Consider the following 19,965-nt stretch of genomic DNA (forward strand, 5'->3'; position numbering starts at 1 on the left):
CCGCGCTTGCTCAAGGCAACGGTCAGGTATCGGTCGGCCATCTGCTACGCATACCCCACGAACGCCCGGGTAGCCGCGCGCCCATGGCTCGTACACCCGCAGGTCCGCCGCCGAGACGCCCGGCAGGCCCCGCGGGACCCCGCACCCCAGCACCTCCACCCCCTCCGTCGCGAACACCGCGTCGATCCGCTGATGCGGATCCCGCGCCGTCGACGTGTGCTCGTCGCCCCACGGCGCGACCGCCCAGCAGTCCTGGAGCTCCGCCGCCAGGCGGGAGAAGCTCCGGCCGCCCGGCCGTTCGTTGATGTCGCCGGCGACGACCGCGTGCGGCACGTCCATCGCCTTGACGCGGTCCAGCAGCATCCCGGCCTGCGCCTCGCGTTCGTCACTCTGCAGGCTCAGGTGGCAGCTCACGACCCCGACCCGCGCGCCCGCGAACCGGACGACCGCCGTGGCGAAGCCGCGCCGGTGGAGGCCGGAGCGCAGGGGCAGCAGCAGGTCCTCGGTGCGTTCGACCGTGGCCCGCAGGGAGCACAGCAGCAACGGCCCGGCCGCCGTCGCGCCGCCGGCGAGCATCACGAGGCCGGTGTTGGCCGCGAGGCGGGCCGCGTGCTTGCGCCAGCGGAAGAAGCGCGGGGCCTCCTGGACGAACACCAGGTCGGGCTCGCAGGCCCGGATCACCCGGGTGAGTGCCGCCTCGTCGTCGCGCAGGGAGCGGACGTTGTAGCTCAGGACCCGGACCACGGCCGAACCGTCCGGGTCGGTGCGCGACTTGGGCAGCGGCGTGATCGGGTTGATCGGCATGGGAGCAAGATACGACGGTGCCCGCCGCGCTTCTCGAAGGCTGAGTCCTCCGGGAGGCGTGGCGGGCACCGTCACCCGTGCGGTACGGCCGTCAGCCCTGGCGTGCCAGGTCCGCCGCGCCCACCAGCCCGGCCTTGCCGCCGAGTTGCGCGGCGAGCACCTGGGCGTGCGGACGCCACTGGCCGCCGATCAGCCAGCGCCGGAAGGACTTGCGGATCGGGTCGAGGACGAGGTCGCCCTCGTCGGAGACGCCGCCGCCGACGATGAACGCGGACGGGTCGAACAGCGAGGCCAGGTCGGCGAGACCGGCCCCCGCCCAGCGCGCCAGCTCACGGAAGGAGTCGACGGCGACCGGGCAGCCCTGCCGGGCGGCCTGGCTGATGTGCTTGCCCTGGATGCCCTCGACGGTGCCGTCGCCGAGGCCGAGCAGGACCGTCGCGTTCTCCGGCGTGGCGTTGGCGCGCTGCTTCGCGTACCGGACGAGGGCGCGGCCGGAGGCGTACTGCTCCCAGCAGCCCTGGCTGCCGCAGCCGCAGAGGAGGCCGTCGGGCACCACCCGGATGTGGCCGAACTCGGCGGCGACGCCGAACCGTCCGCGGCGCAGCTTGTTGCCGATGATGATGCCGCCGCCGAGGCCGGTGCCGAGCGTGATGCAGATGACGTCCTCGTGGCCCTGGCCGGCGCCGAAGCGGTACTCGCCCCACGCGGCGGCGTTGGCGTCGTTCTCGACGACGACGGGCAAGCCGACGCGCTGCTCGACCTTGTCCTTGAGCGGCTCGTGGCGCCAGTCGATGTTCGGCGCGAAGAGGACCGTGGCGCGCTTGTCGTCGACGTAACCGGCGGCTCCGATACCGACGGCCTCGATGTCGTGCCCGGAGCCGGCGCCCGCGACGGCCGAGCAGATCGCGTCGACGATGCCTTCGGGAGTCGACGGGGTCGGCACGGTGTGCGTCTCGAGAATGGCGCCCTCTTCGTCGACCACTCCCGCCGCGATCTTCGTGCCGCCGATGTCGACGCCGATGGTGAGTCCCATGTGTCCCTCAGTATTCGGTCGAGCCCCGCTGGGCTCAACCGTACCCGAGGGCGGGCATGCCCTGGTCAGTCCAGGTCGATGTGCTCGCTGCCTTCGGGGCCCTCGTCGCGCGGATCGTCGCTCTTCCGGGCGGGCTCTGCGGGGTCCGGTCCACGGGTCCAGCGCCGTTCCTGGCCCTCGACCGCGGACCGGTAGGCGGCGAGCAGTTCACCGCCCGCGGCGGCGAGATGGTCGAAGACCTGCGGGTTCCGTTCGATCACCGGCTCGACGACGGCCTTCGCCTGGCCGACGAACTGCTGGACGGCGCTCTGCGCGGCGATGCCCGGCAGGGAGGACTGGAAGGTGGTGACCTTCTCGGCGACGGCGTCGAAGAGTTTGCGCAGTTCCTCCGCGGCGGAGCCGGGCGGCGGGCCGTACTGGGCACGGCGCCGGGCCTGCTCCTCCTGGAGGTCCTCCTCGCAGGCGGCGGACCAGGCGTCGGCGTCGGGGCGCTCGGTCGCTTCGCTCATGACGTACTCCTGGGTGTGCCGCGTCGGGGGTTCGTGTGCTTTCGACGTTACCCGAACGGCGCCACGACGTTGAGGGCGTTCAGGGTGTCCGTGGCCACAGCCCGGGGTCGGGCGTGAAACGGATCTTGAGCACGCCGTCCGTGAGGCCCGCGCCGGCGACGGTGCAGCGGCGCAGGGCCGAGGGCAGTGGCAGGTTCCTGCGGAACGGGCCCGCGCCGATCAGGAGTTCATCCCCGCGGCGGACGAGGGAGAGCGTCTCCTTGACGGCGCCGGGGAGGTCGAGTTCCCACACGTAGCGGGCGTCCCCGCTCCCGGCCGGTTGACCGGTCGACGGCGGTGCGGTGATCCGGCCGAGGTCGCCGGACGTCTCCGCACCGTCCCACTGCGGCGTGGCGGCGAGCCCGCCGCCCTCGCCGGTCGCGGCGGTGTGGAGGAGCGCGAGGTCGTCGAGGCCCTGGGGGTCGCGGCCGAGGTGGGGCACCTCCCGTATGGAGGAGCCCGGCGGCCGGGCGCCGTGCCACTCGTGCAGGCACTTCTCCTGCTGCGCGGTGAGCCCGGCGATCCAGGGGTCCGCGGACTCCTCGGGCAGGACGCGGTTCGCCGCGAGCATGTCGACGCGCAGCCCGTGCAGGGCGATCCCCGTGCGGGCCTCGCGGAGCGCCGCGGCGGCCCTGGGTCCCGGCTCGGCGACGATCCGCAGGGTGGTGTCCGGGGACTCCACGACCGACTGCACCGCGGCGAGTTCCGCGTCCCAGCGGCCGGCGGTCTCGTACAGCCACTGCGCGGGCATCGGTACGCCCGCGAGCTGGGCGAGCACGGGGCGCAGGGCGCGGGCGGCCTGGCGTTCGGCCGGCAGCAGGCGGCGCAGATAGCGGCGCAGTTCCTCCGGCAGGGCGAGCAGCGCGATCGTCTCGCGCAGCGGTGGCAGGTCGACGACGACCGTGGCCCAGTCGCCGCGCGAGGCGACGGCGAGCGCGCGCAGCAGGGCGAACTGGTCGCTGCCGGGCAGCGGCGTCAGTTCGGCGTCCTCGAGCCGGGCGGCGCCCAGCAGGTCGAGCGCCGCCGAGGCACGCTGCTGGAGGTCGAGGAACTCGGCGCGGAAGTCCGCCCCGGCGTCGATGCGGGCGGCCCACAGGCCGTCGTGGATGCGGACGGGTTCCTCGTGGCCGGCGGTGACCGGGGCGCCGAGGACGTCGCCCGGGTCGGCCGACAGGAAGAGGGTGCGGCCACCGGCGCAGGCGCAGGCGAGCGCCGTGGCGGCGGCGACGGTGGTGCGGCCCGCGCCGCCGAGGCCGGTGACGAGGACCTTGCGCATCAGGCGCCGGCGCCGCTCTCGACGCGCTTCTTCAGACCGGCGAGCGCACGGTCGATGATGACCTTCTCGGCCTTGCGCTTGATCATGCCGAGCATCGGGATCTTGACGTCGACGGTGAGCCGGTACGTCACCTCGGTGCGGTCGCCGCCGCCGACGGGCGCGAGGCGGTACGAGCCGTCGAGGGCGCGCAGCATCTGGGACTTCACCAGGGTCCAGCTGACCTCGTCGGCGCCGTGCCAGGTGTAGGCGAGCGTGTGGTCGTCCTTGATGGCGCCGGCGTCCAGCACCAGGCGGACCTGCTCGGCCCGGCCTTCGGCGTCGGTGGCCAGCACCTCGGCCTGCTTCACCTCGCCGGTCCACTCGGGGTAGCGGTCGAAGTCGGAGATGACGCCCATGACCTCGCCCGGCGCCGCATCGATCGTGATGCTCGAGCTGGTGTGTTCCGCCATCTCTGCGGCTCCCTCACAGTGCGTACGGACCGGTCCGATGTACGGGGTGCAGGCTATCGCGACCGCGGCGCGCTCCGGTGCGTACCCCGGGGGCGACGCCGTGAGGTCACCAGGCGAGCGAGAAGGGGCGGCCGCCGGCCGCGAAGTGCCCGACGTTCACGCACTCGGTCACGCCGATCCGCATCCGGCTGACCAGCGGCTGGTGGACATGGCCGAAGAGCGCGTACCGGGGCCTGGTGCGGCGGATCGCGTCCAGCAGGGCGCGGCTGCCGCGTTCGAAGCGGCGGGCCACGGTGTCGTACGTCAGCTCGGGGACGTCCGGCGGGATGTGCGAGCACAGGACGTCGACCTCGCCGATCGCCTCGACCTTGGCGGCGTACTCCTCGTCGGAGATCTCGTACGGCGTGCGCATCGGGGTACGCAGTCCGCCGCCGACGAAGCCGAAGACCCGGCCGCCGATCTCGACGCGCTCGCCGTCGAGGACGGTGGTGCCGGGGCGGGCGTACTCGTGCCACAGGGATGGAATGTCGACATTGCCGTAGGTGGCGTACGTCGGGGTGGGAAAGGCCGCGAACAGCTCGGCGTACTGGCGGCGCACCGCCGCCTCGATGGCGTCCTCCCGGTCCATGCCGAGCTCCGCCCAGAGCCGGCGGCCGAGCTCGCGGGCCTCCTCGAAGCGCCGGGCGGTGCGCAGCTCCACGATCAGATCGGCGTTCGCGGTGCCGAACAGCTCGGGGAAGATCCCGCGCGAGTGGTCGGCGTAATCGAGGAAAAGCACCAGGTCACCGAGGCAGATGAGGGCGTCCGCGCCATCACCGGCGATGGCGAGATCTTTCGCATTCCCGTGCACGTCGCTGACCACATTGACTCGCATGCCTCGCATGGCGATCACCCTAGAGGGCCCCATCCGTGCAGGGTAGAGGGGTCTACCTGCGGTTACTTGGGCTCAGCGGCGGGAGTGGAATACGCTGCGCGAAGTACAGCCATCAACGTGTGACGCATAGAACAGTTGGCCGGGAACCCCTATCGGGAACTGTGTACTGGTGGGTAACGTCCGGGCGGTCCAGTCGTGCTCACCCCCACCGAGCACCTGCCCGATCTTGGACCGCATCCGGTGCATCACACAGAGCCGTGGCGCCGGCGCCCGATGAGGAGCAGCAGTCTTGCGCGAGTTCAGCCTTCCGGCCCTGTACGAGGTCCCCACGGACGGCAACCTGACGGATCTCATCCGCCGCAATGCCGCGCAGCATCCGGATGTGGCGGTGATGGGCCGCAAGATCGCCGGTGCGTGGGCCGATGTCACGGCCACCCGGTTCCTGGCCGAGGTGCGGGCCGCCGCCAAGGGCCTCATCGCGTCCGGCATCCGCCCCGGCGACCGGGTCGCCGTCATGTCCCGCACCCGCTACGAGTGGGTCCAGCTCGACTTCGCGATCTGGACCGCCGGCGCGGTGACCGTGCCGGTCTACGAGACCAGTTCCGCCGAGCAGGTGCAGTGGATCCTCGGCGACTCCGGCGCCGCCGCCGTGATCGTCGAGAACGACACGCACGCCGCCGCGGTCGAGTCCGTACGCGATGCGCTGCCTGCCCTGCGCAACGTCTGGCAGCTCGAGAAGGGCGCGATCGACGAACTGACCGCCGCCGGCGCGGAGGTCTCCGACGCCACCGTCGACGAGCACAGTGCGAGCGCCAAGGCCGACGACCCGGCGACGATCGTCTACACCTCCGGCACCACTGGGCGCCCCAAGGGCTGTGTCCTCACCCACCGCGCCTTCTTCGCGGAGTGCGGAAACCTCGTCGAGCGCCTCAAGCCGCTGTTCCGTACGGGCGAGAGCTCGGTGCTGCTCTTCCTGCCCGCCGCACACGTCTTCGGCCGCATGGTCGAGATCGCGGCCGTGATGGCACCGATCAAGCTCGGCTGCGTACCGGACATCAAGAACCTCACCGACGAACTCGCGTCCTTCCGGCCGACACTGATCCTCGGTGTGCCGCGGGTCTTCGAGAAGGTCTACAACGCGGCGCGCGCCAAGGCCCAGGCGGACGGCAAGGGCAAGATCTTCGACCAGGCCGCGAACACGGCCATCGCCTACAGCCGCGCCATCGGCAGCCCGCAGGGCGCGCCGCTCGGCCTGAAGCTCAAGCACAAGGTCTTCGACAAGCTGGTCTACAGCAAGCTCCGCGGGGTGCTGGGCGGCCGCGGCGAGTACGCGGTCTCCGGCGGCGCGCCGCTCGGCGAGCGGCTCGGCCACTTCTTCCGCGGCATCGGCTTCACCGTCCTCGAGGGCTACGGCCTCACCGAGTCGTGCGCGGCGACCGCGTTCAACCCGTGGGACCGGCAGAAGATCGGCACGGTCGGCCAGCCGCTGCCCGGCTCGGTGGTCCGCATCGCCGACGACGGCGAGGTCCTGCTGCACGGCGAGCACGTCTTCACCGGCTACTGGAACAACGAGTCCGCGACGGCGGAGGCGCTGGCCGACGGCTGGTTCCACACCGGCGACATCGGCACCCTCGACGAGGACGGCTACCTCTCGATCACCGGCCGCAAGAAGGAGATCCTCGTCACCGCCGGCGGCAAGAACGTCGCCCCCGCGGTGATCGAGGACCGCATCCGCGGCCACGCCCTCGTCGCCGAGTGCATGGTCGTCGGCGACGGCCGCCCGTTCGTCGGCGCGCTCGTCACCCTCGACGAGGAGTTCCTCGCCCGCTGGGCGTCCGACCACGGCAAACCGGCCGGCTCGACGGCGGCCTCCCTGCGCGACGACACGGACCTCCAGGCCGAGCTCCAGAAGGCGATCGACGACGGCAACGCGGCGGTCTCCAAGGCGGAGTCGGTCCGCAAGTTCCGCATCCTGCCGTCCCAGTTCACGGAGGAGGCGGGGCACATCACGCCGTCCCTGAAGCTGAAGCGGAACGTGGTGGCGAAGGACTTCGCGGACGAAATCGAAGCGATCTACCGGGCCTGAGGGGGCGGACGTACGGGGCTTGGGGGCGCCGCCCCCGGGGCCCCTGCGCCTCAAACGCCGACGGGGCTGAAGTTGCCCAAGCCGGCGAGGCCGGGAGTGCGGCGCTCTCGTCGGGGCGCTGCCCCAAGCCCCGCGCCTCAATCGCCGGCGAGGCTGGATGTGCCCGGCGACTCAAGCCTGGTCGGCGTGGTGGGTGCCTCCAGCAAGGGTGGGGTGGCCGGGCAACTCAAGCCCGGCCCGGGGGTCCCTCCCACGGCCGCCAGGCCGTAGGGGGAGTTTGAGGCCACCGCGCGGAGCGCGGTACCGGGCCTGGGCGAAGCCCGGCCCGCCCACCCAGCGCACTGGGCCCAGGGCGAAGCCCGGCCCGCCGCGCGAAGGGCGGCACGGGGTCCGGGGCCTGCCCCTCACGCGGCGGAGCCGTAAATCCGGTACAGCGGGGAGGGGCGGGTAGGGAACACGCCCGCGCAGCGGACCCCTACAGCAGCGCCACCAACCGCTCCGCCAGCAGGTCCCACCGCCAGCGTTCCTCGACCCACGCCCGCCCCCGCTCCCCCATCCGCCGGCGCAGCTCAGGGTCCTGGAGGAGCGTGACGATGCGGTCGGCCGACTCCTCCGGGGAGCCGCCGCGCACGACCCATCCCGTCTCGCCGTCGAGGACCGCGTCCGGCGCGCCGCCCGAGTCGCCGGCCACGACCGGGAGGCCGGTCGCCGACGCCTCGAGGTAGACGATGCCGAGGCCCTCGACGTCCAGGCCGCCCCGGCGGGTGCGGCACGGCATGGCGAAGACGTCACCGGCGCCATAGTGCGCGGGGAGTTCGGACCACGGCACCGAGCCCGTGAAACGCACCGACCCCTCGACCCCGGTCTGCGCGGCGAGGCCCCGCAGTTCGTTCTCGTACGGCCCGCCGCCGACGATCAGCAGCACCGCGTCCGGCACCCGCGCGAGGATCGCGGGCATGGCCCGGATCAACGTGTCCTGCCCCTTGCGCGGCACGAGACGGGAGACGCACACCACGACCGGCCGGTCGCTCAGGCCGAGGCGCCGGCGGACCGCGTCTCCGCCGGAGTCGGGGTGGAAGGTCTTCTCGTCCACGCCCGGCGGCAGTTGCACCATCCGCGCCGCCGCCTCATGGCTCAGCGCCGTGGCGATGCGCGAGCGCGTGTACTCGCCGAGATAGGTGATCGTGTCCGTACCCTCGCCGATCCGGCGCAGCAGCTGCCGGGACCCGGGCAGCTGCGCCCACCCCGCCTCGTGGCCGTGCGTCGTGGCCACCAGCCGCCGCGCGCCCGCCCTGCGGAGGGCGGGGGCCATCAGCCCGAGCGGGGCGGCCGCACCGAACCACACGGACTCGCAGCCGTGTTCGCGCAGCAGCTCCACCGCTCTGCGCGTGACGCGCGGGGTCGGCAGCAGCATCGTCGTACGGTCGCGTACGACGGTGAAGGGCTGTTCGGCGTCGAAGGCCGCGGTCGCCTCCACACCCTCGCGGCTCCGCTTCCACGTGGACGCGTAGACGACGAGCTGCCCGGGTTCCAGCCGTAGCGCCATGTTGTGCAGGAACGCCTGGATGCCGCCGGGCCTGGGCGGGAAGTCGTTGGTCACGATCAAGGTCTTGTGCATCGCCGCCGACAGTACCGAACGGCCCCGACCCCCGTACCGAACGGCCCCGCCTCACCTCCGGGCCGCGGCCCGCCCGGCATCATGAGGACGCCCGTTCCCGCACGAAAGGGGCACAACGGCATGGCGGTGGCGAGCGTCGCCCGGCATCCCGTCGCGGTGTGGGTCGTGACGAGGGCGGTGCTGCTGCTCTTCGTCCTGGGGTTCGCCGCCTTCCCCGGCCCCGACGTCACGACCGATGTCTCGGTGATCTACCAGGGCTGGCACAAGGTCCTGCGGACCGGCACCTATCCGCTGGACGACGTCACCTGGCAGTACCCGCCGGGCGCCGCGCTCGCGATCCTCGCCCCCGGTCTGCTGCCCGGCCTCGGCTACGACTCCGCGTTCGTCCTCCTGACGCTCCTGTGCGACCTGCTGGTCCTGGTCCTCCTGCTGCGTACGGGACGCGCCGCACGGCGCGGCGCCTGGGTGTGGGTCGCGGGAGTGCCGCTGCTCGGCCCCACCGTCTACGCACGGTACGACCTGATGGTGACCGCCGTGGCCGTCGGCTCGCTCCTCGCGGGAGTGGGTCGGCCGCGGGTGATGGGCGCGCTCGCCGGCCTGGGCGCGCTGCTGAAGGTGTGGCCGCTGCTGGTGCTCCTCGGCACGCCGCGCGGCCGGGCGACCCGCCGGTCCTGGTCGGCCGCGGCGGTCACGGTGACGGCCGTGGCCCTGGCGCTGGCCGCCGCAGTGCCGGGCGCCCTGGCCTTTCTCGCCTTCCAGCGCGACCGGGGCACCGAGATCGAGTCGCTGGGTTCGCTCGTCTTCCATGTCTGGCGCCACTTCGGGTGGCAGGGCCAGGTGCTGCTCAACTACGGCTCTGTGGAGTTCCTCGGCCCGTACGTCCCGCTGGTCAGCGGCCTGGCCCTGGCCCTGTCCGTCGCCGCGCTCGGCTGGCTGGCGGTGTGGCGGGCGCGGGCCCGGGAGTTCACGGCCGCCACACCGTGCGACGCGGCCTTCGCCGCCGTGCTGCTGTTCACCACGACGAGCCGGGTGATCAGCCCCCAGTACATGGTGTGGCTGGTCGGCCTGGCCGCCGTGTGCCTGGTGCACCGGTCGAGCCGGATGCTGCGGCCCGCCGTGCTGGTCCTGGCCGCGACCGGGGTGACGTTCTTCGAGTTCCCGGTGTGGTTCTCGCACGTCGTGGCGAGCGACCCGCTGGGCATCGCGCTGCTCGTGGTGCGCAACGGGCTGCTGGTGGCCGCGGCGGTCGACGCGTGCCGGCGGCTGTGGCGGCAGACGGTCACGGCGACGCCGCACAGCCGGGGCGGCGCGGCGACGCGGACAGCCGTCAGCCCAGGACCTCGGTCAGATAGTCCCGCCACATCGCGGTGAACCCGGCGGACGTGACGCCGAGTTCCTCGCTCAGCGCGCGCTCCACCGCGCCGTCCCGGTGCCGACCCTCGCCGACGGTCCGGTAGAACGCCGTGAGCTTCTCCTCGCCCCAGCGCTCCGCGATCATCTCGCAGGCCAGCCGGCCGCCCTCGTAGGCCCGTGCGACGGTGTCCGGGTCCCCGCCGAAGGTGAAGTCCCGGTCACCGGGCAGTCCCGCGGGCACGTCCCCCGCCCGTACCGCCTCCTGCATCTCGGGGCCGGCCTCGGCGGCGGTACGGCCCGTGCCGCGGTACGCGACCCAGTCCGCGAAGCCCTCCGACAGCCACATCGGGGTCGCCGCGGAGGTGTGCGCGCGGGTCGCCACATGGGTGGCCTCGTGGGTGAGCACCACGCCCTGCCCGAAGGTGCCGAGCAGCCCGTACGCCTCCGGGTTCACGACCACCCGGTCCGCCGGCGCCGCGGCCCCACGGCTCGTCTCGCCGGTGGTCACGGCGGCTGTGCCCCGGTAGCCGGCGCCCGGCGTGCCCAGCAGCCTGCCCATCTCCTCCATCGAAGCCGGTACGAGCACGACGACCCGGCCGGGCCACTCGGACGGCCAGGCGTCCGACACGGCGGGCACGGCGCGGTCGGCGGCGGCCGCGAGCTCACGCAGCCGCGCCGCGTCCTGGCCGACGCCGAGGACGATGCTGCGACTGCCGCGTACGACGCCCACGTCGCCCTGCTGCCACAACTGCTGCGGCGTACCGGCGCCCGCCCGGTCGGCGGTCACGTACCAGCGGCCGCCGCGCTCGGCGAGCTCCAGCGTGCGCGAGGCGGTCACGGGGGCGGCGTCGTAGCCGGCGATGCGATAGCGCACATCGGCGTCCGCGACGGCCGTCGCACCCTGCCGGCGCACGCCCTTGATCCGGTACTCCCAGGAACGCAGCGGCACGTCGGCGAGGTTGTCGAACTCCTCGCCCTGCGCCGCCCGCAGCCCCTCGTCACCGGGCTCCAGCGATGCGAGGTACCCGGCACGGTCGTGCCCGAGCAGCGCGTCGGCCCGGGCGTCCAGCGTCTGCCGGATCTCCTCCACGGCAGGATCGACGCGCGACTCCCCGCCGGCGCACCCCACGAGCACCAGCGCGGCAACACCGACGGCGACGCGCTGCTTGTACGGGTGCCGGGCCATCCTGCGATGGTACGTAACGGGGACCAGAAGCATGCCGGTCCCGTCGGGACGCTGCCCCCGGGCCCTGCACCTCAATGGCCACCGCGCGAAGCGCGGTACGGGTCCGGGCGGAGCCCCCACGCGGCGGAGCCGCACATCCGGTACAGCGGGAAGGGGCGGGTAGGGGAACAAGCCCGCCGCAGGCGCCCCCGCCCCCGTACCCGCAGCCCACCCCTCAACCCACCGCCCCCCCTACACCCGCGTCACCGCATGCACCGGCATCATCCCCACCGGGTCGTACCGCACCGACGCCCCCGGATACGGCGCGTGCACGACCTGCCCACCGCCCACGTACATGCCCACATGGCTCGCGTCGCCGCGGTACGTCACGATGTCCCCCGGCCGGGCCTGGGACAGCGGCACGCGGCGGCCCGCGTTCGCCTGGGCCTGGGAGGTGCGCGGGAGGGCGACCCCCGCCTGGGCGTAGGACCACTGGACGAGGCCGGAGCAGTCGAAGCCGGAGGGACCGCTGGCGCCCCAGACGTAGGGGCGGCCGACGACGCCGCGCGCCGCCGCCGTCGCGGCCGCCGCGTGCGGGGAGGCGGCCGCAAGGGCGGACAGGTCGGGGAGGGCGTCGCGGCCGGAGCGCGAGGAGCGGGCGTACGGGTCGCGCTCCCCGGCCGGCAGGGCGTTCAGCAGCCGGCGGGCCTCGCCGAGCTTGCGCTCGACGGTCCGCTTGTGGCCGGCCACGGCCTGCCGGCTGCGTTCCAGTTCGGCGAGGTCGCGTGAGGCCTCCGCGCGTTCCTGGCCGAGCCGGCGCCGCTCGCGGTGCAGGTCGTTCAGCGCGGCGGAGTGGCGCTCGCCGACGCGGTCGAGCGTGGCCGCGGCCTCGAGGTAGCCGTCGGGGTCCTGGGAGAGCAGCAGGGCGAGCGCCGGGTCCACGCCGCCTGAGCGGTACTGGGCCCCGGCCACCGAACCGAGCACTCCGCGCATCCGGTTGATGCGTTCCTGGCTGCGGGCGACCCGGTCCTGCGCGTGGGCCACCTCGTCCTCGAGGTGCTCGACGCGTTCACCGGCCTCGTTGAACCGCTCCGTGGCCCGCTCGGCCTCCTCGTAGAGCCGGTCGACCTTGGCCCGGGTCGCCTCCGGGCCGGTGCCCGGCTCGGCTCCGGCCGGTGCGGCGCCGGCGCCGAGGGCGGCGGCCGCCGTGGCCGCGGCGGCGGTCAGGACGGTGCCGCGGGCACTTCGGGTGAGACCGGGTTGTGAGGTTCGGCGGTGGGAAACCACGTGCCGCGCTCCCTTCCGCAGGACTTCCGGGAAACCGGGGTTCGGTGCGCGGCAGAGAGTAGCCGGGTGAACACCCGGTGACCAAAGACCTCACCGGGCATACAAACTGACGCCCCGCCGGAGACCAGGTCACCGGCGGGGCGTCGCGTCAGTACGGAAGGAGCGAATTCCCCCGTTCGGGCGGGTGTGGAACCCCGCCGAACGATTCGCCCGGCCTCCCGGCCCGACCGTGCGTCAGATACGCACGCCGAACTGGAACGGCATGTTGTTGATCGACTCGTAGCGCACGACGGTGCCGCTGCGCGGGGCGTGCAGCACCTGGCCGTTGCCGGCGTAGAAGCCGACGTGGTGCAGGTCGCCGTAGAAGATGACCAGGTCGCCCTGCTTGAGGTCGCTCTGCGAGTAGATGCGGGTGCCGGCGCTGGCCTGCGCCTGCGAGGTGCGCGGGATGGAGACGCCGGCCTGGGCGAACGCCCAGGAGGTGAGGCCGGAGCAGTCGTAGGAGTTCGGGCCGGAGGCGCCGTAGACGTACGGCTTGCCGATCTGCGACTGCGCGGCGGCGAACGCGGCGGACGCGCGCTGCGAGGCGGGCACGGCCGGGCCGAGGTCCGCACGGGCGCTGGCGCGGTTGGCGCGGCTCTCCTCGGCGGCGAGCGCGGCGCGCTCCGCGGCGGTGAGGGAGTTCAGGAGCTGGCGCGCCTCCGCGAGCTTGCCCTGGACCTCCTTCTTCTTCTCGCCGAGCGTCTTGCGCGTCTCCGCGAGGTCGCCGAGCTTGCTCTGGGCCTCCTGGCGCTGCTGCGCGAGGGTGCGCTGCTTGGACTGGATCTCCTGGATGGCCTCGGTCTGCTTGGCGCCGAGCTGGTCCAGCGCGGAGGCCTTGTCGAGGTAGGTGTCCGGGTCACCGGAGAGGAAGAGCTGGACGGAGGGGTCTATGCCTCCGGTGCGGTACTGCGCGCTCGCGACCGAACCCAGGCTGTCCCGCAGGGTGTTGAGCTCGTCCTGTCCACGGGCGACCTTGTCCTGAAGCGCGTCGATCTGGTCGTCGAGCTTCTCCTGCTGCTCCTTGGCCCCGTTGTACTTCTCGGTGGCCTTCTCCGCCTCTTCGTAGAGCTTGTCGACCTTCTCCTTGACCTCGCTCTTGCTCGGCTTCGGGTCGGCCTGGGCGGTCTGGGAGGTCAGGGCTACGGCCGCTGCGGCGGTCGCGGTGAGCACGGTCACACGGGTGCGGCTCGGCTGCTTGGGACGACGGTGGGACGCCACGAAGGCGAGCTCCTTCTTCCTCGAGCCGCCTACCGGGCAGTGGGGGGAGGGTGTGTCCCCGGCGTCCGTACGTCGGATCCCCGGGGGAAATAGGGTCGAACTGTACGAACTCGGCGGTTCCTTCGCTGTCACCCCGGATGGGCGATCAACCGCGCGAAGGTTCGAGGCCTGACCTTAGTGACCTTCTTGTGATCAGTTCAAATCCCCATCGGAAAATTCTTACCCCCGAACACCATTCTTTACTCTCATCACACCCGTAGTAATGGACACTTGACACAACGTCCTATCTGGGGTGTTGCCAAATCGGGCATATGCCGCGGGGGTTACGACGGGGTCATGAGGCGCGCGAAAGCCGCTTCAGCAGCAAAGCGGACGCGACCGGCCTGGCGCCCGCCTTGGCGACGCCGTCGGCGACCTCCCGGTCGGTGGAGACGACCACCACGGGCCGGCCGGGCGGCTCGGCCCGCACCAGCTGGCGGATCAGTTCGTCCGCGGTCACGCCCGGCTTGGAGAACAGCACCCGCACCCCGCGCGGCGGCGCCAGCAGCACCGGCGCGGCCAGTTCGGCCCCGTCGAACACACAGGTGACCTCGGCCCCGGTACGGGCCGCGAGCATCGACAGGCCGCCCAGCAGCCGCAGCCGCTGCTTCTCCAGCGGCATCGTCGGATAGCCGGTCTTGGTGACGTTGTAGCCGTCGACGACCAGATGCGCCTGCGGCAGCGCCAGCAACTGGTCGAGCAGCGCCGGGTCCGTCTCGGAGAGCGCCCGCGCCGCGATGTCCTTCGGCGACATGCGCCCCGGCTCCACGGCGTCCACCATGTCGGCCGGGTGCAGGCCCGCGGGCGGCAGGGCCAGCTCGCGGCGCAGCCCCTGGGCCGCGTCGAGCACCGTGTCCAGCAGAAGGCGCAGCCGCATGTCCTCGACGGAACGGCCCTCGCGGGCGGCCCGGCGGCCCGCCTCCACCGCCGCCTCCGCCTCCGCCAGCCGGGCCTTGAGCCGCCGTGTCTCGCTCTCCGCGGCCGACACCTGGGCCGCGGCCTGCGCGCGGACGGCGTCGAGTTCCGCTTCCTTGCGGCGCAGGGCCGCCTCGCCGCGCTTCACGTCGGCCTGGGCGCTGCGCAGCTTGCGGTGGAGCGCCTCGCCCTCCCGGCGGGCGCCGTCCAGCTCGGACCGCAGCCGCTCGGTCTCCGACCTGATCTGGCCACGGGCCTCGACGAGTTCCTCGCGGAGCCGGTCCAGCTCGCGCCGGCCGGCCTCGTCGGCCCGCTCGGCGTCGGCGCGCTGGACCTCCTCGCCCGCGGCGGCGACCATCTTGACCCAGCCCGGGGGGCGCAGCACATAGGCGGCCGCCGCGACGTCCACGGGGTCCGCGGCGGCGGGCGGCGATCCGGACTCGAGGGCCCTGGCCAGCTCGGGCTGCGCCTTGCCGAGCCGTTCGCCGATGCGCTGGCGGAAGAGGGCGTCGCCCTCCAGCGCGGCGGCCATCGCGTTCCCGGCGAACTTGGCGCGCCGGGTCGGGGTGAACCGGGCGTACTGGCGCAGCTGGGCGGGGAGTTCGGCTACCGTCAGGCCGCCGAACGCGTCGGAGACGAGGGCGACGACCCGTCGCCGTACCCCTTCCGGCAGCGGGCGGTCGAGCGCCTCGGCGGCGTCACCGGCCGCACCGGCCGGCTCGGCGCCGTTGTCAGGCTGCTCCACGATCCGTTCACCCCTACCACCCGTACGGGCCGTTCCTTCAGGAACCGGCGCCCGGCCTGTCCACCAGCTCGATCTGGTCCACCGCGTTGCACCACCGGCAGCGGACCGACTCGATGGTCTCACTGACCACCTCGCGCTCCTCCACCTTCGGCTCTCCCGCCAGGTCCAGATGGACGTACTCGACGACCTTGGAGGAGCGGGTGACGTCGAAGCGGGTCAGATTGCCGCAGAGCGTGCAGCGCCACCTGGTGTCAGCGGTCGGCGAGGGAACCGTCGTCATCGTGCCGTCCTCATGTCTCGTGCCGAGTGCGGGTACCGCGGTGCGCCGTCGAACTGCGGATGTACTGCCTGTAACCCTACGGCCTCGCCGGTCCCCGATGTCGCGGCGAGGCGCTCTGTACCGTTCAGTCCTGCTACGCCATGCTCTGTCCATGATCAGTCGGTGGGGCACGGCCCGGGATGCGGTAAGGAACGCGGCGGCGGGACCCGCGGTCACGTACGGCCTGATCGCGGTGTGCTGCGCGATCTTCGTCATCAGCCCGATCTCGGGCCTGAACCCCTCGTACGGCACGGGCGACCGGCTGCTCGCGGCCCAGGCGGCGTACTTCGAGCGCTGGGGCGTGATCCCCGCGGAGCTGATGACCGGTTCCCCGGGCGCCCTGCTCACCCCGCTCACCGCGCTGTTCGTGCACGGGAGTTGGCTGCACCTGCTGGGGAACATGCTCTTCCTCTTCGTCTTCGGCGCGATGGCGGAGGAACGGATGGGACAGATGCATTTCCTGCTGTTCTACCTCTGCGCCGGCTATCTCGCGCTGCTGGTCTACGCAGCGGTCAACGCCGACTCCGCGCAGACCCTGGTGGGCGCGTCCGGGGCGATCTCCGCCGTGCTGGGGGCGTTCCTCTTCCTCTTCCCGAGGGCCCGGGTCACCAGTCTCTTCCCCTTCCTCTTCTTCCTGCCGCTGCGCTTCCCCGCCTGGGCGGTGCTGATCTTCTGGTTCGTGCTGCAGTGGCTGGCGGCCAGGGGTGCGGGCAGCGGGCCGGGCGTGGCCTACCTGGCGCATCTGGTGGGGTTCGGGGTGGGCTTCGTCTACGCGTGGGGCCGCTACGGGCGTGGGACTAGAGTGAACGCATCTTCAGCGACCGAGGGAGAAAGCCAGCCATGATCACCGCGATCGTGCTCATCAAGACCAGCGTGGACCGTATCCCCGAGATCGCCGAGTCCATCGCGGCGCTGGACAGCGTCAGCGAGGTCTTCTCCGTCACCGGCACCTACGACCTGATCGCCATGGTGCGCGTCGCCCGCCACGACGACCTGGCGGACGTGATCCCCGGCCGGATCAGCAAGATCCCCGGCGTCGAGGGCACCGACACCCATGTCGCCTTCCGCACCTACTCCCAGCACGATCTCGAGGCCGCGTTCGCCATCGGCCTGGACGCGTAGCCCGGAGCCCTGCGCCCGCCGCGCACGGGGTGCGCGACGGACACAGGTTCGAAGAGTGCCCCGGGCGGCGGCCCGGAGATGACCACCCCCCGATCCGCGGCCCCGGTCAGCCGCGGTCGGGCACGCAGCGCCCGTCCTCGGTGCGGTACTTCCACTGAGCGCCGTCGCGGACCAGTTCCTTCACGGCGCGTACGAAGCGCTCCACGTGCTCGTCGGGCGTGCCCGCGCCGAAGCTGACGCGGATGGCGCCCCGTGACCTCTCCCCCGGCTCCGCCTCCGGCGCGCCGCACTCGCCGACGTCCTGCGGGTCGCCGCCCAGCAGGGTGCGCACCAGCGGGTGGGCGCAGAACAGCCCGTCCCGTACGCCGATGCCGTACTCGGCGGACAGCGCGGCGGCGAAGTGCGAGCTGTTCCAGCCGTCCACCACGAAGGAGAGGACGCCGACCCTCGGGGCGTCGTCGCCGAACAGCGACAGCACCCTGACCTCGGGCACCTCGGCGAGTCCTGCCCGGACCTCGGCGAGCAGGCGCTGCTCGCGGGCGACCAGGGCGTCGAACCCGGCCTCGGTGAGCGCCTTGCAGGCGGCGGCGATCGAGTAGACACCGATCACGTTCGGGGAGCCGGCCTCGTGCCGTGCGGCGCTCGTGTGCCACTCGACGTCCACCCCGCCGTCGGCCCGCCGCGCCACCGCGCGCGAGGCGCCACCGCCCGCGAGGTACGGCTCCGCCTCCCGCAGCCAGTCCCAGCGCCCGGCGAGCACACCGGAACCGAACGGCGCGTACAGCTTGTGCCCGGAAAAGGCGACCCAGTCGACGTCCAGCTCCCGGAGCGACACCGGGTGGTGGGGCGCCAGTTGGGCGGCGTCGAGGACGATGCGGGCGCCGTGGGCGTGGGCCGCGGCCGCCAGTTCCCGCACCGGCCACAGCTCACCGGTGACGTTCGACGCGCCGGTGACGCAGACCAGCGCGGGCCCGTGCGGGTCGCGTCCGGCGAGTGCGTGCTCCAGCGTGCGGACGGCCTCGCCGTGTGTACGTGGCGCGTCGAGGTACGTCACCCGGGCGTGCCGCCACGGCAGCAGGGAGGCGTGGTGCTCGGTCTCGAAGACGAACACCTCGCACCCGGCCGGGAGCGCGGCGGCGAGCAGACTCAGCGAGTCGGTCGTGGAGCGGGTGAAGACGACCTGGTCGTCCTCCCGGCAGCCGAGGAACTCGTGCACCTGGACCCGGCTGTTCTCGAACAGGTCGGTGGAGAGCTGCGAGAGGTACCCGGCGCCGCGGTGCACGCTGCCGTAGTAGGGGGCGTACGCGGCGACGTCGTCCCAGACGCGCTGGAGCGCCGGGGCGCTGGCCGCGTAGTCGAGGGCCGCGTAGGTGACTTCGCCGCCGGTGACGAGCGGGACGGTGACGTCCCGGCCGAGGACCGGCAGCGGGGCGCGGCGGGACAGGTCGGTGTCGGCGGCGGCGTCGGCGACAGCGGTCTCGGCGGTGTTCGGGTACGCGGACATGGCGGTATCTCCCAGCAGGATGCGGCGAATCGGCTTCAGGGACCCGGATACGGGTGTTCCCCGGCACACGGCGGCGCCGTGCGGAGGGTGATGAAGAAGGGGCTGAGACGCCCTATCGCATTCGCTTGCTCACGAGACTGCTCCCTTGAGGACCAGGACCCCAGGGACACGGCGTTCGACGACGCCGCGGGGGTCCGCGCTTGCCACAGACCTCGCTGCCTGCGGCCTGGTCTTCACCCGGGGCACCCCGCCACGGACGGAGGGTTGCCGGACAGCGGGCCGGGGCCGTAATCGCTGTCACTCATGACCTTGGGAGGCATCCTGCCACACGTCGCGCACAGCGCAAGGGAGCGGTCCGCGATACGGACCGCTCCCTTCCGGAGCCGTTACGCGTTGCTGGCCGCCACCCAGCGCTCCAGCGCCGCCCTGGCGTCCCCGGAGTCGATCGACCGGGCGGCCCGCGCCATCCCGGCGGCCAGCTGCTCGTTCAGCGTGCCGTCCGTCGGCTCCAGCGCGGCCAGCGCCGCCGCCGAGTTGAGCAGCACCGCGTCCCGTACGGGCCCGGTCTCGCCGGCCAGCAGCCGGCGCGCCACGTCGGCGTTGTACGAGGCGTCCGCGCCGCGCAGCGCCTCGACGGGGACGAGGTCGATGCCGATGTCCCGCGGGTCGAAGGCCTCCTCGCGCACGGCTCCGTCCCGCACGACCCACACCCGGGAGGTGGCCGTCGTGGTGAGCTCGTCGAGGCCGTCGTCACCGCGGAAGACCAGGGCTGACGAGCCGCGCTCCGCCAGCACGCCGGCCATGATCGGGGCCATCCTGGCGTCGGCCACGCCGGTGGCCTGGGCCCCCACCCGGGCCGGATTGGTGAGCGGGCCGAGGAAGTTGAACGTCGTGCGGATGCCCAGCTCCTTGCGGGCGGCGGCGACGTGCCGCAGCGCCGGATGGAACTTCACCGCGAAGCAGAAGGTGATGCCCGCCTGCTCGGCCACCTCCGCGACCCGCTGCGGGGTCAGCTCCAGATTGACGCCGAGCTTCTCCAGGACGTCGGAGGCGCCGCTCGCCGAGGACGCGGCGCGGTTGCCGTGCTTGACGACCTTGGCGCCCGTACCGGCGACCACGATCGCGGACATGGTGGAGATGTTGACGGTCTTCGCCCCGTCGCCGCCGGTGCCGACGATGTCGACGCATCCGCCGGGCACCTCGATCAGATTGGCGTGCTCGTACATCGTCCGCACCAGGCCGGAGATCTCCTCGACGGTCTCGCCCTTGGCGCGCAGGGCCACCGCGAAGCCGGCGATCTGGGCGTCGGTGGCCTCTCCGCTGAGGATCCGGTCCATGGCCCACGCGGTGGCGTCCGCGCTCTGGTCACGGTTCTCGAGGAGGGCGTTCAGCACGCTGGGCCAGGAGTGTGCCGCCACGCTGTCGCCGCCGCCCGGGGTCACAACGTTCATGGTCCGCTCCTGGGGTCCACAAGCCGATAGGGGATGGCTCCACCCTATCCAGGCGCCGGACACGGCGAAGGGCCCCGTCCATCGAGTGGACGGGGCCCCGCGCTGTGGCGACGTGTC

18 protein-coding genes and 1 riboswitch are annotated in these 19,965 nt (G+C 72.9%); of the genes, 4 read left to right on the forward strand and 14 right to left on the reverse strand.

Annotation, left to right across the window (positions count from 1 at the left end):
* From ACWD01_RS34925 to ACWD01_RS34950, 6 genes are all read right to left on the reverse strand, one after another.
* Positions 1–804 (reverse strand): endonuclease/exonuclease/phosphatase family protein (locus ACWD01_RS34925; protein ID WP_451167681.1); only part of this gene is annotated, 804 nt, incomplete at its 3' end.
* 91 nt (positions 805–895) lie between these two features.
* A complete protein-coding gene (locus ACWD01_RS34930; protein WP_451167683.1) occupies positions 896–1,837 on the reverse strand; it encodes an ROK family glucokinase in 942 nt (313 codons plus the stop codon).
* 65 nt (positions 1,838–1,902) lie between these two features.
* Positions 1,903–2,346 (reverse strand): DUF5304 domain-containing protein, encoded by a 444-nt coding sequence (locus ACWD01_RS34935; RefSeq protein ID WP_451167685.1) that lies wholly within the window; start codon positions 2,344–2,346, stop codon positions 1,903–1,905.
* A 79-nt stretch (positions 2,347–2,425) separates the two neighbouring features.
* Positions 2,426–3,661 carry an ArsA family ATPase gene (locus ACWD01_RS34940; protein ID WP_451167687.1) on the reverse strand — a complete coding sequence of 412 codons (1,236 nt, stop codon included), beginning with the start codon at positions 3,659–3,661 and terminating at the stop codon, positions 2,426–2,428.
* The gene (locus tag ACWD01_RS34945) at positions 3,661–4,110 is read right to left on the reverse strand and encodes an SRPBCC family protein (protein ID WP_451167689.1); all 450 of its coding nucleotides are present in this window, start codon (positions 4,108–4,110) and stop codon (positions 3,661–3,663) included. Before ACWD01_RS34945 ends, ACWD01_RS34940 begins: the two co-directional genes overlap by 1 nt.
* 106 nt (positions 4,111–4,216) lie before the next feature.
* Positions 4,217–4,984 carry a metallophosphoesterase family protein gene (locus tag ACWD01_RS34950; RefSeq protein WP_451167721.1) on the reverse strand — a complete coding sequence of 256 codons (768 nt, stop codon included), beginning with the start codon at positions 4,982–4,984 and terminating at the stop codon, positions 4,217–4,219.
* Positions 4,985–5,273: 289 nt separating this feature from the next.
* Between ACWD01_RS34950 and ACWD01_RS34955 the strand changes: the two genes are divergently transcribed.
* Entirely contained in the window at positions 5,274–7,070 is a 1,797-nt protein-coding gene (locus ACWD01_RS34955; RefSeq protein ID WP_451167691.1) for an AMP-dependent synthetase/ligase, read from the forward strand.
* A 475-nt stretch (positions 7,071–7,545) separates the two neighbouring features.
* Here the strand turns inward: ACWD01_RS34955 and ACWD01_RS34960 are convergent, their stop codons facing one another.
* Positions 7,546–8,688 carry a glycosyltransferase family 4 protein gene (locus ACWD01_RS34960; RefSeq protein ID WP_451167693.1) on the reverse strand — a complete coding sequence of 381 codons (1,143 nt, stop codon included), beginning with the start codon at positions 8,686–8,688 and terminating at the stop codon, positions 7,546–7,548.
* Between the two features lie 120 nt (positions 8,689–8,808).
* Between ACWD01_RS34960 and ACWD01_RS34965 the strand changes: the two genes are divergently transcribed.
* Entirely contained in the window at positions 8,809–10,059 is a 1,251-nt protein-coding gene (locus ACWD01_RS34965) for a glycosyltransferase 87 family protein (RefSeq protein ID WP_451167695.1), read from the forward strand.
* Here the strand turns inward: ACWD01_RS34965 and ACWD01_RS34970 are convergent.
* The 5 genes from ACWD01_RS34970 to ACWD01_RS34990 all read right to left on the reverse strand — a co-directional run bounded on the left by ACWD01_RS34970 (position 10,016) and on the right by ACWD01_RS34990 (position 15,732).
* Positions 10,016–11,227, reverse strand: a complete 1,212-nt coding sequence (locus ACWD01_RS34970; RefSeq protein ID WP_451167696.1) for a hypothetical protein — start codon at positions 11,225–11,227, stop codon at positions 10,016–10,018. The genes ACWD01_RS34965 and ACWD01_RS34970 overlap by 44 nt on opposite strands.
* Before the next feature lie 231 nt (positions 11,228–11,458).
* The gene (locus ACWD01_RS34975; RefSeq protein ID WP_451167697.1) at positions 11,459–12,493 is read right to left on the reverse strand and encodes an NlpC/P60 family protein; all 1,035 of its coding nucleotides are present in this window, start codon (positions 12,491–12,493) and stop codon (positions 11,459–11,461) included.
* 234 nt (positions 12,494–12,727) lie between these two features.
* Positions 12,728–13,753 (reverse strand): NlpC/P60 family protein, encoded by a 1,026-nt coding sequence (locus tag ACWD01_RS34980; protein ID WP_451167699.1) that lies wholly within the window; start codon positions 13,751–13,753, stop codon positions 12,728–12,730.
* Positions 13,754–14,087: 334 nt separating this feature from the next.
* Positions 14,088–15,452: an NYN domain-containing protein gene (locus ACWD01_RS34985; RefSeq protein WP_451167701.1), complete on the reverse strand. Its 1,365-nt coding sequence runs from the start codon at positions 15,450–15,452 to the stop codon at positions 14,088–14,090.
* A 37-nt stretch (positions 15,453–15,489) separates the two neighbouring features.
* On the reverse strand, positions 15,490–15,732 hold the full coding sequence (locus ACWD01_RS34990; protein WP_356891686.1) for a hypothetical protein: 243 nt from the start codon (positions 15,730–15,732) through the stop codon (positions 15,490–15,492).
* Positions 15,733–15,883: 151 nt separating this feature from the next.
* Here ACWD01_RS34990 and ACWD01_RS34995 point away from each other — a divergent pair, with 151 nt between their 5' ends.
* The gene (locus ACWD01_RS34995) at positions 15,884–16,615 is read left to right on the forward strand and encodes a rhomboid family intramembrane serine protease (protein ID WP_451167703.1); all 732 of its coding nucleotides are present in this window, start codon (positions 15,884–15,886) and stop codon (positions 16,613–16,615) included.
* Positions 16,612–16,893 carry an Lrp/AsnC family transcriptional regulator gene (locus tag ACWD01_RS35000; RefSeq protein WP_065488891.1) on the forward strand — a complete coding sequence of 94 codons (282 nt, stop codon included), beginning with the start codon at positions 16,612–16,614 and terminating at the stop codon, positions 16,891–16,893. Before ACWD01_RS34995 ends, ACWD01_RS35000 begins: the two co-directional genes overlap by 4 nt.
* Before the next feature lie 106 nt (positions 16,894–16,999).
* On the opposite strand, the gene ACWD01_RS35005 is transcribed toward ACWD01_RS35000, so the two are convergent.
* Entirely contained in the window at positions 17,000–18,397 is a 1,398-nt protein-coding gene (locus tag ACWD01_RS35005; RefSeq protein ID WP_451167705.1) for an aminotransferase class V-fold PLP-dependent enzyme, read from the reverse strand.
* A gap of 191 nt (positions 18,398–18,588) precedes the next feature.
* Positions 18,589–18,706: riboswitch (SAM riboswitch) on the reverse strand.
* A 77-nt stretch (positions 18,707–18,783) separates the two neighbouring features.
* Complete coding sequence (gene trpD / locus ACWD01_RS35010; protein ID WP_451167707.1) at positions 18,784–19,848, reverse strand: anthranilate phosphoribosyltransferase; 1,065 nt, start codon at positions 19,846–19,848, stop codon at positions 18,784–18,786.
* Positions 19,849–19,965 lie beyond the last annotated feature (117 nt).

Source organism: Streptomyces sp. NPDC002835, assembly GCF_053591995.1.

Bases quoted from the DNA above. Each gene is read 5' to 3' on its own strand.
- ACWD01_RS34945 (WP_451167689.1), bottom strand. From the start codon at position 4,110: ATGGCGGAACACACCAGCTCGAGCATCACGATCGATGCGGCGCCGGGC.
- ACWD01_RS34935 (WP_451167685.1), bottom strand. From the start codon at position 2,346: ATGAGCGAAGCGACCGAGCGCCCCGACGCCGACGCCTGGTCCGCCGCC.
- ACWD01_RS34930 (WP_451167683.1), bottom strand. From the start codon at position 1,837: ATGGGACTCACCATCGGCGTCGACATCGGCGGCACGAAGATCGCGGCG.
- ACWD01_RS34965 (WP_451167695.1), top strand. From the start codon at position 8,809: ATGGCGGTGGCGAGCGTCGCCCGGCATCCCGTCGCGGTGTGGGTCGTG.
- trpD (WP_451167707.1), bottom strand. From the start codon at position 19,848: ATGAACGTTGTGACCCCGGGCGGCGGCGACAGCGTGGCGGCACACTCC.
- ACWD01_RS34990 (WP_356891686.1), bottom strand. From the start codon at position 15,732: ATGACGACGGTTCCCTCGCCGACCGCTGACACCAGGTGGCGCTGCACG.
- ACWD01_RS34995 (WP_451167703.1), top strand. From the start codon at position 15,884: ATGATCAGTCGGTGGGGCACGGCCCGGGATGCGGTAAGGAACGCGGCG.
- ACWD01_RS34960 (WP_451167693.1), bottom strand. From the start codon at position 8,688: ATGCACAAGACCTTGATCGTGACCAACGACTTCCCGCCCAGGCCCGGC.
- ACWD01_RS34970 (WP_451167696.1), bottom strand. From the start codon at position 11,227: ATGGCCCGGCACCCGTACAAGCAGCGCGTCGCCGTCGGTGTTGCCGCG.
- ACWD01_RS34940 (WP_451167687.1), bottom strand. From the start codon at position 3,661: ATGCGCAAGGTCCTCGTCACCGGCCTCGGCGGCGCGGGCCGCACCACC.
- ACWD01_RS35005 (WP_451167705.1), bottom strand. From the start codon at position 18,397: ATGTCCGCGTACCCGAACACCGCCGAGACCGCTGTCGCCGACGCCGCC.
- ACWD01_RS35000 (WP_065488891.1), top strand. From the start codon at position 16,612: ATGATCACCGCGATCGTGCTCATCAAGACCAGCGTGGACCGTATCCCC.
- ACWD01_RS34950 (WP_451167721.1), bottom strand. From the start codon at position 4,984: ATGCGAGTCAATGTGGTCAGCGACGTGCACGGGAATGCGAAAGATCTC.